Origin of the sequence: Sulfurirhabdus autotrophica (genome assembly GCF_004346685.1) — a bacterium.
In the GTDB taxonomy this organism is placed as follows: Bacteria; Pseudomonadota; Gammaproteobacteria; order Burkholderiales; family SMCO01; genus Sulfurirhabdus; species Sulfurirhabdus autotrophica.
Genome location: NZ_SMCO01000013.1, coordinates 21,082 through 34,845 on the forward strand (window position 1 = coordinate 21,082; position 13,764 = coordinate 34,845).

General features: G+C 46.2%; 12 protein-coding genes and 1 tRNA gene. 4 read left to right on the top strand and 9 right to left on the bottom strand.

Annotated features, from left to right (window positions below):
* Nucleotides 1–24: 24 nt before the first annotated feature.
* Both EDC63_RS12375 and EDC63_RS12380 read right to left on the bottom strand, forming a co-directional pair.
* Nucleotides 25–759, bottom strand: coding sequence for a tRNA threonylcarbamoyladenosine dehydratase (locus EDC63_RS12375; RefSeq protein ID WP_124945073.1), 735 nt, complete (start codon nt 757–759; stop codon nt 25–27).
* 154 nt (nt 760–913) lie between these two features.
* The gene (locus EDC63_RS12380) at nt 914–1,189 is read right to left on the bottom strand and encodes a metal/formaldehyde-sensitive transcriptional repressor (protein WP_124945074.1); all 276 of its coding nucleotides are present in this window, start codon (nt 1,187–1,189) and stop codon (nt 914–916) included.
* Nucleotides 1,190–1,264: 75 nt separating this feature from the next.
* On the opposite strand from EDC63_RS12380, the gene dmeF reads away from it, so the two are divergent.
* Both dmeF and EDC63_RS12390 read left to right on the top strand, forming a co-directional pair.
* Nucleotides 1,265–2,233 carry a CDF family Co(II)/Ni(II) efflux transporter DmeF gene (dmeF, locus tag EDC63_RS12385; protein ID WP_124945075.1) on the top strand — a complete coding sequence of 323 codons (969 nt, stop codon included), beginning with the start codon at nt 1,265–1,267 and terminating at the stop codon, nt 2,231–2,233.
* Between the two features lie 279 nt (nt 2,234–2,512).
* Nucleotides 2,513–3,199, top strand: coding sequence for a mechanosensitive ion channel family protein (locus EDC63_RS12390; protein WP_124945076.1), 687 nt, complete (start codon nt 2,513–2,515; stop codon nt 3,197–3,199).
* A gap of 108 nt (nt 3,200–3,307) precedes the next feature.
* On the opposite strand, the gene EDC63_RS12395 is transcribed toward EDC63_RS12390, so the two are convergent.
* The 4 genes from EDC63_RS12395 to EDC63_RS12410 all read right to left on the bottom strand — a co-directional run bounded on the left by EDC63_RS12395 (nt 3,308) and on the right by EDC63_RS12410 (nt 8,836).
* Complete coding sequence (locus EDC63_RS12395) at nt 3,308–4,207, bottom strand: GGDEF domain-containing protein (protein WP_124945077.1); 900 nt, start codon at nt 4,205–4,207, stop codon at nt 3,308–3,310.
* A 102-nt stretch (nt 4,208–4,309) separates the two neighbouring features.
* Entirely contained in the window at nt 4,310–5,074 is a 765-nt protein-coding gene (locus EDC63_RS12400) for a TatD family hydrolase (RefSeq protein WP_124945078.1), read from the bottom strand.
* A 4-nt stretch (nt 5,075–5,078) separates the two neighbouring features.
* The gene (locus tag EDC63_RS12405) at nt 5,079–7,745 is read right to left on the bottom strand and encodes a calcium-translocating P-type ATPase, PMCA-type (protein ID WP_124945079.1); all 2,667 of its coding nucleotides are present in this window, start codon (nt 7,743–7,745) and stop codon (nt 5,079–5,081) included.
* 74 nt (nt 7,746–7,819) lie between these two features.
* Nucleotides 7,820–8,836: a sodium:calcium antiporter gene (locus tag EDC63_RS12410; protein WP_124945080.1), complete on the bottom strand. Its 1,017-nt coding sequence runs from the start codon at nt 8,834–8,836 to the stop codon at nt 7,820–7,822.
* 309 nt (nt 8,837–9,145) lie between these two features.
* Between EDC63_RS12410 and EDC63_RS12415 the strand changes: the two genes are divergently transcribed.
* The gene (locus EDC63_RS12415) at nt 9,146–9,805 is read left to right on the top strand and encodes a DUF4124 domain-containing protein (protein ID WP_124945081.1); all 660 of its coding nucleotides are present in this window, start codon (nt 9,146–9,148) and stop codon (nt 9,803–9,805) included.
* A 56-nt stretch (nt 9,806–9,861) separates the two neighbouring features.
* Here EDC63_RS12415 and mutY read toward each other — a convergent pair whose 3' ends face one another.
* The 3 genes from mutY to EDC63_RS12430 form a co-directional block, all read right to left on the bottom strand.
* Nucleotides 9,862–10,908 (bottom strand): A/G-specific adenine glycosylase, encoded by a 1,047-nt coding sequence (mutY, locus tag EDC63_RS12420; RefSeq protein ID WP_124945082.1) that lies wholly within the window; start codon nt 10,906–10,908, stop codon nt 9,862–9,864.
* Nucleotides 10,909–10,921: 13 nt separating this feature from the next.
* A complete protein-coding gene (locus tag EDC63_RS12425; RefSeq protein WP_124945083.1) occupies nt 10,922–13,138 on the bottom strand; it encodes an AsmA family protein in 2,217 nt (738 codons plus the stop codon).
* 81 nt (nt 13,139–13,219) lie between these two features.
* Nucleotides 13,220–13,293, bottom strand: a tRNA-Gly gene (locus EDC63_RS12430).
* A 237-nt stretch (nt 13,294–13,530) separates the two neighbouring features.
* On the opposite strand from EDC63_RS12430, the gene thiS reads away from it, so the two are divergent.
* Nucleotides 13,531–13,734: a sulfur carrier protein ThiS gene (gene thiS, locus EDC63_RS12435; RefSeq protein ID WP_124945084.1), complete on the top strand. Its 204-nt coding sequence runs from the start codon at nt 13,531–13,533 to the stop codon at nt 13,732–13,734.
* The last annotated feature ends 30 nt before the right edge of the window (nt 13,735–13,764 follow it).

Consider the following 13,764-nt stretch of genomic DNA (forward strand, 5'->3'; position numbering starts at 1 on the left):
AAGCAGAATGATCATTGCCCAATCTTACTTTGGAACCTGCAATAGCTGACGAATCACCTCGCCGGCCAGCATTAACCCAAAAAGGGGTGGCATGTAACTGATTGTGCCATTGACTGCACGTGGACGCCCTTGCCCATCTACCGGTTCAGGTGGAAGTGGTGCACTGCCTTTTTCATCCGAAAAAACTGTCAGCACTCCTTTTTTGATACCATGACGCTGCAAGCGTTTGCGCATCACCCTTGCTAATGGACACATACTGGTCTTGCTGATATCTGCCAGCTGAATAGATGCCGGGTTTAATTTATTTCCCGCCCCCATACTGGAAGCCACTTTTAATCCTCGCTGCACACTGGTAGCAACCAAAGCAACTTTGCAGGCAAGGGAATCAATCGCATCGATCACGTAATCCACATCATGGGGTACATGGTCATGCACATTTTCCGTTGTCAAAAATGCACGATGTATTACCACCTCACATTCCGGGTTGATATCATTAATACGCGCCTGCATCAATTCCGCTTTGGATTGCCCAACGGTAGAGAGTAGCGCAGGCAATTGACGGTTGATATTGCTGGTAGATATCTTGTCGTGATCTACCAGAGTGAGTCGGCCAATTCCTGCACGAGCCAGCGCTTCGGCACAGTAAGAGCCAACACCACCTAATCCGGCTACAAAAATGTGTTTACTCGCCAGCAAGGCAATGCCTTCATCGCCAAGAAGTATGTGGGTTCGCTCGAACTGGGGGGGGATTGTTTTCATGGGTAAAGTTTACCTGCTTTCACTTAGGGTTGCACCTGAGTGTATTGAACCAACCGCCATTCAATTATCAATATGCCTAGCATCCTGCTTGTTAAAGCAAACTAATGCACTGCAAGATGTGGTAATAAATGATCTGAGTAATTGGCTATTTCGTCTATTTCAAATAAGACCGTATCACACTGACTACCTGTTCCAATTCCTTCTGTCGCTGCTCAGGCTGCACAACATCCAAACCCAGGTGCTCACGAATATGCCCCTCTAACATTTCTGCCATCAGCCCATTAACCGCACCCCGTATCGAGGCGATCTGCTGAAGCACTGCCGCGCAGTCCGGTTGTTCATTCAATGCTGTTTCCATGGCCTCTACCTGACCTTTTATGCGCCGGACACGAGTCAGTAATTTTTTTCTGTCTTTAGCTGTATGTGACATGCCTTCTCCTTACTTTGACTATTAATAGTATAGTGGAGTATAGTATATTTCAAGTTAATATTTTGGTACTTTTCCATGAAGAACCTGCTTTCCGCTGACAGCCTGAAACACTCTCATAAATTCGATGAAGGTAACCCGCTCGCTGAAAAGAACACCTTACGTGTAGCCCTGCTGACTGCGGCAATGATGATCATCGAGATTGCTGGCGGATGGTATTACAACTCAATGGCTCTTTTGGCAGACGGCTGGCATATGAGTTCCCACGCTGTGGCACTGGGGCTATCGCTTTTGGCCTATGTTTTTGCCAGAAAATTCGCCCACGATCCGCGCTTTTCTTTTGGCACATGGAAAATAGAAGTACTGGGTGGATATACGAGTGCCATCTTTCTAGTGATGGTAGCAGGTCTAATGATCTTTCAATCCATAGAAAGATTAATTGCGCCAAGCCCGATTCACTATGACCAGGCGATCGCGATTGCCATAGTTGGTCTGCTCGTTAATCTCGCTTCAGCCTGGCTACTTAAAGACGGACACCACCATCACGATCATTCACACGGCCATGACCATCACGATCACCATGGTCACCATGATTTAAACCTGCGATCTGCTTATATGCATGTGATTGCAGATGCGGCGACATCTGTATTGGCGATATTCGCCTTATTCGGCGGGAAATTATGGGGGGCCAGCTGGTTAGACCCCGTGATGGGGCTGGTGGGTGCAGCATTGGTATCTGTATGGGCTTACGGCCTGCTGCGTGATACTAGCCGAGTACTATTAGATGCAGAGATGACTGCGCCTGTTGTGGAAGAGATACGAGAAGTGATTGCTGAATCACCCATCAAAGCCGAAATTTGTGACTTGCACGTATGGCGTGTGGGAAAAGGCAAGTTCGCATGTATTCTCAGCCTGGCGATGATCAATGACGCTTCACCTGAATACTTCAGGGAACAGCTAAGCATTCATGAAGAGTTAGTCCATATCTCTATTGAAATAAATAAAGTAGACCAATCCGATCAACCCGAATTTGCTATCGCAGGATAAGCTCTCTTTCGTAATCAGCTTGTAATAATCGGCTGACATGCTGATGCAAATCGTATAGGCTGACGAAAAATAGCGCACTAGCCACCTTTTTGGCATTTTCAAGCAACACAAAAACAATGCAATCAATACAGTTGCCCCTTTATTCGTATTTTTACAATATTGCCTTATAATATCGTTTTTACATTGCATTCAATTTTCATTCTCTGAAAATAATTAAACAGGGAACTGAATTCGCAACCTTCAAACCCAATATTCTTAAACACATTATCTGGAGTGCCCATGCAACAGCAACTAGACATGTTCGTTACATCATTCGCCGCATTCTGGCAGCAAATTGCCGTTTACACACCAAAACTGCTCGCCGCTTTAGCCGTGCTTTTCATTGGTTGGATAGTGGCAAAACTGGTTCGTACCGCAGTACGCCGTATTCTTCAAATAGCGCATTTCGAAAAACTGGCACAAAAATCAGGAATTGAAGAATTTTTGCAACATGGAGAAATGAGTATCACATTGACTGGCATCATCAGCGAAGTAAGTTATTGGCTGGTGCTGTTAATTGTCGTCGTTACCACATCAAACAGTCTGGGCTTACAAGCCGTTGCTTCCCTTTTCAACCAGATAGCCCTGTATCTGCCTAATATTATCGTGGCCATTCTGGTTTTGGTGTTTGGTACTTTACTGGCGCGATTCATCAATCGTTTGATCTTTGCCTGGCTTAACAATCTGGGTGTAAATGGTTCGCTGACGATCAGTACCATTGCAGAATACGCAGTACAGATTTTTGCTGTATTCGTGGCGCTTGAGCAACTGAATATCGGCACACAATTAATCACTGCCGCTTTCATTATTTTGTTTGGTTCAATCTGCCTGGCTTTGGCTTTAGCCTTCGGTTTGGGTGGCAGAGAATGGGCAGCGGGTGTGATTGAAAAATCCACTTCCAAATCCTCAAAAAAACCACCGTATTAATCTGCCAAACGATTCGAAAACAAGTTTCACACAAAAGTAAAAAGCTTAAGCCAAAAAGGGGTTGCAAAGCAGAATTTGCAACCCCATTAAAAGCAATTGGAAAGCAGGCTATATTTCTTGGTTAGTTTCTTTTTTGGGCAAAAGGGAATTTCCTTGAATTGTTGCGCACTTCACCTGATTTTTGCCACCTTGCTTAACTTCATACATCAATCTGTCCGCACATTTCAGCATTTCCCCTACATCTTTTGGCGACAAGACAAAGGTCGCCACACCAATACTGAAGGTCACCGGCCATTGATGCAATTTCATACCAGCCAGCAATTCATTTTGTAATTTTTTAGCGATGACCTCTGCTGAATCTTCACCGGTTTCAGGTAGTAAAATCACAAATTCATCCCCTCCCAATCTTCCAGCAAAATCCGACGAACGGATATTACTATTCAGAATATTCGCTACATAAGACAACAATACGTCACCCACCTCATGGCCTTGTTCATCATTTACCAGCTTGAAGTTATCCAGATCAATCATGATAGCTGTCAAAGGGTATCCATAGCGTTTTGCCCGTGCTAATTCTATATTCGCTGCTTCAAAGAAAGCACGCCGGTTCGCCAACTTGGTTAACACATCTCTCCTTGCAAGCTCTGATTCTCGTTTCAGTGCTAAACGCAGTTTAGTCAGCACAAAAACCAGCATCAATAAAATCGTTACCCGAATCGATTCACTGACAAGCATTTCCCATGTAAGCATCCCATGAGTATTTTTCATTGCTTCCACACCCAACCAGTCTAAAGAACTGATTACCACCACCAGTACGCCAGCAAATAACCCAATGTACCAGGTAGCAATCACAACCGGAATCATATAAAAAGAATGCATTTCGATCTTGGCGCCGGTTATCTCATGGATATAGCCAACCAGAAAAACCAGCGCGATGATAACCGCTACCAATAGATACTTTGTCACCTTGGTGGGGCGGTAATCGATTAATTCATGAATACGTAACACGGTTGCGCAACTCCAGTATTGGCTAATTCAAAAGCGCTCATTGAAGCCCCCTAGGCAAGTCATCATGGGTAAGCAAGCATACTTTGTTGCGTAGCCTTATCATCAATTGGTTAACCCAAGCACTTCGCAGGCATTACGCAATGTCATAGCCGCAAATTCAGCTAATTCCATTTCCCGCAGGGTAGCTATTTCTAACGCAATTTGCGGCAAATATTCAGGGCTATTACGTTGTTTGTAGGCAAAGCTGGGGGGCATATCTGGTGCGTCTGTTTCCAGCACTATGGCCTCTATGGGTAAATCCACAACTAATCTGCGCAAATTCAAAGCACGCGAATAGGTGATAGTCCCGCCAAATCCCAACTTGAAACCCAGCTTGATAAGTTCGTTTGCTTGCTGTTGACTGCCATTGAAAGCATGGGCGATGCCGCCTTTAACACGATAACGGCGCAATTGCTTCAAAATCTGATCATTTGCCCTGCGCACGTGGAGCAGCACAGGCAAATCAAATTCTTTTGCAATTTTAAGCTGCTCTACAAAGTAATGTTCCTGAATTGCTGGATCAAGGTCCGGCACAAAAAAATCCAACCCAATTTCACCCACTGCTACGGGCTTAAACTGCGCTATTGCATCACGCAATAATTGCAGATGTTCCGGACGATGCTTATGGATATACATGGGGTGCATACCCAATGCCGGCATACATTGAGGATAACGTTGGCACACTTCCAGCACTGCCTTGAAATTAGCTTGCTCCACGGCGGGAATCACAATCTTTTCCACGCCATTAGCGAGGGCGGTTTGCATCACGGTATCGCGATCAGCTTCAAACTCAGCTGCATCGAGATGGCAATGGGTATCGATCCACATGGGTTTATTCTACCCCATTCCGGTACAGGACACCTTTTCGTACCAACCATTTCTCCATTTCCACCGCCAAAAACACGACAAATGATAAAGCCAGGCATAATCCAAGTTCGTAGGCATCCAGTGCTTCAGTTTTAAATATTGGCTGCAAAAAGGGGACATAAATAGTTGCCATCTGCAGAGCAAAAGTGAGCACTACTGCACCCAACAACAAAGGATTAGAAAAAATGCCTTGTTTAAACAGGGATTCTTTTTCAGAACGAATGACCATTACATGCCCCATCTGCGATAAACATAACACCGTAAATACCATGGTCTGCCAATGGGCAGAACCGGTATGAATTGCCCAGGCTTGGGTAACCAGCGAAACGCCCCCCATCAGTAATCCCACCCACAACATATGTTGCCACATCCCATGGGCAAAAATACTCTCCTGAGGCGGGCGTGGTTTGCGCCGCATAATACCTTTTTCTGCCGGCTCTGCTGTCAAAGCAAGCCCTGGCAACCCGTCAGTCACCAGATTAATCCATAGAATATGAATGGGCAGCAACGGAATCGGCAAGCCCAAAAATGGCGCAAGAAAAATAGTCCACACCTCACCTGCGTTACTGGTCATGGTGTATTTGATGAATTTACGGATATTGTCGAAAATACGCCGACCTTCACGTATTGCATGCACGATGGTGGTGAAATTATCGTCCAGCAGCACCAGAGCAGAAGCTTCGCGAGCGACGTCCGTTCCGCCTTTACCCATGGCTATGCCAATGTCCGCACGCTTTAATGCGGGGGCGTCATTCACGCCATCCCCTGTCATCGCGACAAACTCCCCTTTATCCTGCAGGGCACGCACAATCTCGATTTTTTGCTGAGGGTCAACCCGTGCGTAAACACGAATATCAAGCACTTGCGTTTCAAACTCTGCCAGCGTGAGCTGAGAAAGTGCAGGGCCAGTGATGACTTTACCGCCATCGGAAATGATGCCCAATCTTGTGGCAATGGCTCTTGCGGTGGCGGGGTGGTCGCCGGTAATCATCACCGGGACAATACCTGCTGTCTGGCACATGGTAACGGCTTCTTTCGCTTCATGTCGGGGCGGGTCCATCATGCCGATCAAGCCAAGCAATACCAGATTACTTTCTATTTCCTCTGCCTGATCGACACTCGGCAGTTCAGGCCAAATCCGGTAAGCAACGGCCAGCACGCGCAGCCCATCAGCTGCCATACGCTCGGCAGCTTCCAACATTTCAGTTACTGAAAATACCATTTCACCTTCGGAAGTCAACATCCCTGCGCAGCGTGGAAGCACACTTTCTGGCGCACCTTTGGTAAAAGAGACTGCGCCCTGCTTCTCCTGGTGGAAAGTGGTCATACGTTTACGATCAGAATCAAAAGGCAGTTCCAGCAAACGCGGTGAATCTACTTCCAACACTGCTTTTTCAAATCCTGCATCCAGTGCAGCAACATACAAGGCCACTTCGGTCGGGTCACCACTGGGTTTCCCATGTCGCCCATGACTCGCATCATTGCTTAATGCCAAGGCTTTTAACAGCAGCGACCCGACTTTACTGTGCGCCTGGTCTTTCCATTCACGCAACAACTGGCCATCGACAAACATTTCTTCCACTTGCATCTTGTTCTGGGTCAGCGTGCCGGTTTTATCGGTACAAATATAAGTCACGGAGCCCAGCGTTTCCACCGCAGGCAATCGGCGAACCAACGCATGCTGCTTCACCATTTTACGCGCACCCAAAGCAAGCGAAATAGTCACAACTGCAGGCAACGCTTCAGGAATAGCGGCTACCGCCAGACTGATTGCCGTAAGAAACATGAGCACTGGTGATTCACCGCGCATAACCCCCACGACAAACACAATGGCACAAATTGCCAATACAACCAGTGCAAGTCGCTTGCCAAATTTCGCCAGCCGTTTTTGCAAAGGGGTTTTGATTTCTCCTGCGCCTTGTAACGAAGCCGCAATTTTACCGAGTTCGGAATCCATCCCGGTTGCCACTGCTATGCCCAACCCCCGTCCGTAAGTGACTATCGTGCCTTTATAGGCAAGATTTTTACGGTCACCCAGGGGTAACAATTTTTCATCCAGCGTGGCGATATGTTTTTCGACCGTCATCGACTCACCGGTCAACGCAGCTTCATCAACCTTGAGTTGCGCAACTTCCAGTAACCGTAAATCTGCAGGGACGATATTTCCTGCTTCCAGCATCACGACATCGCCCGGCACAATCTCGCTGGCAGGTAATTCCAGCGGCACACCATCCCGCAACACCTTTGCACTTACCGCAGACATTGCATGCAACGCTGCCATCGCGCGCTCTGCGCGGAATTCCTGCACAAAGCCAATGACTGCATTCAGAAAAACAATGACGACAATGGCTATCGTATCTTTTACATCACCGATCATGCCGGAAATAACGGCAGCACCAATCAGCACCAGAATCATGAAATCCGAAAACTGGTCGACGATCATGCGCAGCAGGCTACGTTTAGGTTTTTCTTGCAGTACATTGGGTCCATGCTGCTGTAATCGGTCTTCAGCCTCTGCAGCAGATAAGCCCGATTGGGCATGGGTTTTAAGTTTGCGGGCGGCATCCTCTACCGACATATCATGCCAGGAAGGTGATGGGTGAGATTTGATGTGTGATGGCTGATTTATCATAAGCGCAACTTACCTCAAAATTCTTTCATTGCTACTGCATGGATTTTCCATTCAGTAACACAAATCCTTGCCGATTAATTAGCGTAAAGATAAATCACATACGTATTCAGCAGGTAGAGTGAAAACAAGAACAGGCTGGCCCAGCCAACCGTTTTAAAAACCCGGGCTTTAGGCCTGTAAAGCAACCCGATGATCGCCACGCCCGTCATCATCATGGCAGAAAGCGCCGTTACCGCATGGGACTGTGATGTATGGGAAAGCAGCGGACCAGGCAGGTACAAAATATCGTCTATCGCCAGAATCAATATATCGAAGAGGTTGCTTCCCAGCACATTGCCGATGGCCATATCAATGGCACCTATGCGTAATGCGCCTATCGTGACAGCCAGCTCCGGCACAGAAGTTGCAAATGCAACAAAAAGGGTTCCCACAAAACTCTCATGCCACTCCATTAACGTAGCAATCGTTTTACCCACGAATGGCAGCCATAATGCTGCCGCCACCACCATACCGGCAGCACCGGCGTAGCGTAAACTCGCTTGTTTAAGCGTCAGACCAGGGTACCGTTCAGCCGCACCTTCCACAGCCGCACTCATATGTTCACGCTCGTAACGAAACACCGTGCGCATAGCCACTGCGTAGATCAGAATAATAATCGGTGTATAGACACCAACATGCCAGAATGACGGCATGTTACCGTTGGCAGATAGCAACATATTGAAGCCCGCAAAGCCAATCAACAACACACCAAAACCCGCCGAAAGTACGTGCCCCTGGCTAGCACGGGTATAAACAGATTCCTTGCGGTAAAGAAAGTCCAGCACCACAATAATCAGCAAATTAAACACACAACTACCCAAGACATCACCTACTGCAATATCTGGTGTATTGGCAAAGCCAACCGCACTCACCCCGGTAACCAGTTCAGGCAGTGAAGTCACCGTCGCCATGAGAATCAGGCCAATCCAGGTCCCTCCCATACCCGTTTTCTCGGCAATCACATCGCCGTAGTGAGACAACTTGACGCCACCCCAGCCTATCAAGACAAGACATACTGCAAATTGAATCCAGGCGCTGGCCAAACCAAACATTGTCCACTCCATTAATGACAACAAACAGGATAAAACTGTCACTCATATGCTACTTCAGCATTTTCTAATTATAGGATGCATGGGAAACGGTTTTTGAGCAAATTGGTCTTTCCCAAATTTTGGTTGGAGTGTGCGGCTTGACAGCTCATTGCCGCCAGTACATTATGACTTTAAAAATGACGTTATTCTAACTGTCACCATAACATAAAACGCTAAGTTAGAATTCCGTGGACAATACTGCTCTAAACTCAAACTATTTTGTATGCGCTTGAATTCTATCTTTTATATTACTTTGATTGAATACCTTATATGAAGAAATTATTTGCATTACCCCCTATTGTAATGGGCGCTTTATTCATGCTTATTTCTAACAACAATGTTTGGGCTGAAATATATAAATACACAGACGCTCAGGGAGGCGTTCACTATTCGCAAACCAAACCTGAAGCACAAACACCAACAAAAGTTATGAAAATAAATACAGCGCCCGCTAATAAACCTGAGGCCGTAACATCTATGACGCCAAACGAACCACTGACAGAAAGTTGTGAACATGGCGACTCATTTACCAGAGACAAAAAAGTATTTTGTTGCAACTCTAGATGCTTACGTGACCGGATTGAAAAAGGGCTGGAATACAGTTGTGCCGACCCACGCTGCCACCAGGCAGCGTCTCAAATAAAACAGGAAATTACGCTGCGAGACCAAAAAGAAAAAGATGAGGCATCAGCAAAAGCAAATGCCATCAGAGAAGAAAAAATGATAACGGCAAGAGACAAAAAAATTGTAGATGACTGCAATAAACGACATGAAATATATTGCAATAATAGCGCTGAAAACATTGTGAAGGCACAGCAAGAAGAAGCCAAAAGAATTGAGGAACTAGATCGAGAAAACCGGGAAGAAAAAATCCGAAATCGTGGCAAAAATCTTCCACGTTATAACAAAAATGATATTTATATTAACTAGCCTCTCAGACACCCCCTTTGCATTACCGAGGAGGGGGTCGCATATATGTATACGCGTTAAATCCCTCCCCCCTTAATCTGCAACAACAACTTGCGTACAGGAGCGGGAATTGCCGCATCTACTGCATCATCAATTGACAACCACAGTCCGTTAGGAAGTGCACCCTTGTTTGACAGTTTACCGAGGTGCAACAAGTGGGGGGAAATCAGCAATTTGTAATGGGTAAACGTATGTTCAAGAATGGGTAAAGTCTCTGTGCTTTGCACTGAAACCTTGAACTGTTCGTGACTGAATTTTTCGGCAACTTCACCCACAGCCATTTCCGGGAAGCTCCATAACCCACCCCAAATACCTTTTGATGGTCGTTTTTCCAGAAACAATTCGTCGTTGTGAATCATCATCAGCATCCCGATTTGCTTAGTCGGTATGGCTTTTTTTTGTTTGCGCGTAGGTAATTCAGCAACCCGCTGATCGCGAAAAGCGACGCAACTTTTTTGCAGGGGACATACCGGACATTCCGGGCGACTGCGGGAGCAAATACTCGCACCTAAATCCATCACAGCCTGGGTATACACTTCAATATCAGATGAGGGAAGAATGGACTCGGCTATTTTCCACAAATTGTTTTCGATTTTTTTTTCGCCGGGATAGCCTTCAACCCCAAAGTAACGCGCCAGCACCCGCTTGACGTTACCATCCAGGATGGCAAAACGCTTGCCGAAGGCAAAGGCGCTGATTGCTGCAGCAGTGGAGCGCCCAATTCCGGGCAGCGCGATGATTTGCTCAAAATGGTGAGGAAATTGCCCTTGGTGCTGTTCGGCAATGGCTTTGGCAGCGCGGTGCAAATTACGCGCGCGCGAGTAATATCCTAAACCACTCCAATGCTGTAATACAACATCCTCATCTGCATCTGCAAGATGGGCTATATCAGGAAAGCGTTCCAGAAAGCGGGCATAATAAGGAATAACCGTGCCCACCTGGGTTTGTTGCAACATGATTTCTGAAAGCCATACGCGATAGGGGTCGCGGGTTTTCTGCCAAGGTAGATCATGGCGGCCGTGCAGCTTTTGCCATGCAATAATGCTACTGGAGAATTCGTGCATACAAATAAGTGGCTTACCGGCCAAACAGTCCTTTCAGCTGGCCTTTCAACTCATCTTGCAACTTTGTTTTAATTTCTTCCTTTTTCTCTTCCACCTTGGCTTTGACTGCTTCTGATGCCAACGCATTAAAATCAATATTGTATTTCAGGGCATCAAATGGGCCAGACAAACGCACCGGCACAGTAATGCCCCGTAATGCACCAGAGTCTGCCCCGCCCTGACCTTCAAGTGAACCGACCACAGTCGCCTTTGCCAGATAATTGATACTGCTTTGGCCAATATTGATATCACCATCACCCCCCAGGCGCAATAAAGGAGATTTCATGAACAGATCATTATTGTGGGCAATGCCATTGCGAATATTAAAACTCGCCTTCAATTCAGAAAAATCGGTTTTTTCAGCTGCATTGGCCGCCTGTGTCTGTTCACCTTTCAACGCACCCAGCTTTGCTTTTGCATTGCGTAATGTTGCCGCCACATTGATCCCTTTAATTGCGCCATCGACAAGATTCATTGACGCATTCCCGCTTAATGATTTTTTCATGGCACTGACTGTCGCTCCCGAAGCTGCCACATCCATTGAGACAGTACCTCTACCTTCCAGCATATCTTTGTCTGTCAGGTCTTTCAGCAAAGGCCCGACGCTTACACCTCGCAAATTCTGTTTTACCGTAAACTGAGGGGTGTCTTTTGCAACTACACTCACCGCTCCATCCATGCTGCCCTGATACAGATTGGCCGAAAGCGGTTTCACATCCAGTTTGCCACCTACGGCTTTCACATCCAACCGGACATTACTGGATTTGATATTGGACACTTTAAGCGTCCCGACTCGTAGGCTTCCAGTAGCATTCAGCGTTTTAAGCGCAGACAGATCCATTGGCTTTTCTGGCTCAGCTGTTTTTGGCTTTGCTTCCTTGGGTAAATAGCGATCTACATCCAGTTGATCAATTGCCACGTCAAAGCGGTAGGCTGGAGATGCAAACTGAGTCATGCCCAGCTTGGCCTGAATGTTGCTATCATCCAGTTTGCTTGTCATATTAAGCGCAACATCCTGTTTCTTTAAATCAGCATGTGCGTCTCCGTACAAGGCCACGACCATTTGCCCTTTGGGTAACTTCGGATTACTGACAGTCAGATTTGCCACCAGCTTTGCCAGGTCAAATCGCTGCGTGTCCATATTACCTGCAAATGGGCTCGTCAATTTACCTTTGATGGCATTTTCGCCCTGTTTGCCATCCACATCCAACTCAATGTTCGCGGCCTTGAAAGCTTTTCCAGTCCCTTCCATAGCAGCCACAGTCAGCACTGCTTTAATAGCGCCTTTAACCTGTTCTATATTGGTTTCCAGCGTGATTTTATCGCTAAACACCTTTTCTTTGGTCAACTCGATTTTAGGAGCATCCAGTTTCAACTTAATTTTGTCGCTACCACGCATACCACTGATTGTTGATTTAAGTCCTTTCGCTATGAATTCTGCCGTTTCTGGCTTTGCATCCACATCGCCTTTCAAGCCAATATCAAGGTTAGAAAATCCGGCAGCGTCACCTTTTATATTCAAATCCAGGCCGTCCATTGCGTAATGCTTTTTCTCCAGCTCAAATAACAGTCCGGTATCCAGTTTTACATGGGCCTTAACTTGTGGCTTATCCATCTGACCATTGAAATCCAGTGAAATGTCAGTCTTAGTTGCATCTCTCAGGCGCCCGCTTCTCATGCCAAATTCACTGACTGAAAGCTTGCGTCCTTCCATCTGATCATCGAATGAAAATGTACTATTTGAAATTTTTACGCCATCAATATCAAACTTCAGCTGCTCTGATTCCTCTTCTTTTTTTATCAGATCATCAATATTGGTCGTGCCATCCTTGAAACGCACCAGTTTCGCCCGTGCACCATCTACGGTTACATGATCAACCACCAGTGACTTTTTCAACAATGGCAACCATTCAACATAAAGCTTTACGCCATCAACTGCAGCAAACTCCGCTGTCCCGTTATGCTCACTCAGGGATACCTTACCCAGATTAAGTCCCAGCTTGGGAAACAAAGCTAATTTAATATCCCCTGCCAATGTTAACGTGCGCTGTTTTTTCTCTTGAACCATTTTCACGATTAATGGCTTATAGTCGTTAGGGTTAACCACAAACGCGACAGTGACCAGTAGCAACGCAAAAATAACGGCCAGAGAAACAACCGTGATCAGGATATATTTCAGCGTTTTATTCATTTAGTTTCCTGAATTGCGAAAAATCGAGTAATTAATCTGATGACTACTTTCAATATAGTAGCGATTACGGTAAGAGATGAGTGGAGCGGGTGAAGGGAATCGAACCCTCGTATGCAGCTTGGGAAGCTGCCGTTCTACCATTGAACTACACCCGCGTTTCCGGTAATTTTACGTTGGTTCCTGCCTTTACTCAACTGCCATACTTATAATGACATGACAAAACCACTCACCATGCGATAGACACTTACCATTTTCTATTGATTCCGGGCAAATCGAAATAAAAGTCCGGCACGGGTAAATGCTTTGCTGCAGTTTCGTTCTATCTTTGCACTTCTGCCACATGGTAAAATGAAATCTGTTTATTATTTTATCGATTCCGCGAGTAACTGAAGTTGATTGAATTAACCGTTAATGGCACACAACATACTTTCCAGCAAAACCTGAACATGTCTCAATTGCTGGAACAAATGGATCTGGTGGGTAAACGCGTTGCTATCGAGCGCAATGGTGAGATCGTCCCACGCAGCCAATTTGGAGAAGTGCAGCTTGCTTCAGGCGACCAGCTGGAGATTGTGGTTGCAGTAGGTGGCGGTTAGTTTTCCAGTCCAAATCAATCTTATTCACCC

What these genes read in the sequence shown, in the direction of transcription:
- EDC63_RS12375 (WP_124945073.1), bottom strand. Translation starts at nt 759, where the DNA reads ATGAAAACAATCCCCCCCCAGTTCGAGCGAACCCACATACTTCTTGGC.
- EDC63_RS12380 (WP_124945074.1), bottom strand. Translation starts at nt 1,189, where the DNA reads ATGTCACATACAGCTAAAGACAGAAAAAAATTACTGACTCGTGTCCGG.
- dmeF (WP_124945075.1), top strand. Translation starts at nt 1,265, where the DNA reads ATGAAGAACCTGCTTTCCGCTGACAGCCTGAAACACTCTCATAAATTC.
- EDC63_RS12390 (WP_124945076.1), top strand. Translation starts at nt 2,513, where the DNA reads ATGCAACAGCAACTAGACATGTTCGTTACATCATTCGCCGCATTCTGG.
- EDC63_RS12400 (WP_124945078.1), bottom strand. Translation starts at nt 5,074, where the DNA reads ATGTGGATCGATACCCATTGCCATCTCGATGCAGCTGAGTTTGAAGCT.
- EDC63_RS12405 (WP_124945079.1), bottom strand. Translation starts at nt 7,745, where the DNA reads ATGATAAATCAGCCATCACACATCAAATCTCACCCATCACCTTCCTGG.
- EDC63_RS12410 (WP_124945080.1), bottom strand. Translation starts at nt 8,836, where the DNA reads ATGTTTGGTTTGGCCAGCGCCTGGATTCAATTTGCAGTATGTCTTGTC.
- EDC63_RS12415 (WP_124945081.1), top strand. Translation starts at nt 9,146, where the DNA reads ATGAAGAAATTATTTGCATTACCCCCTATTGTAATGGGCGCTTTATTC.
- mutY (WP_124945082.1), bottom strand. Translation starts at nt 10,908, where the DNA reads ATGCACGAATTCTCCAGTAGCATTATTGCATGGCAAAAGCTGCACGGC.
- EDC63_RS12425 (WP_124945083.1), bottom strand. Translation starts at nt 13,138, where the DNA reads ATGAATAAAACGCTGAAATATATCCTGATCACGGTTGTTTCTCTGGCC.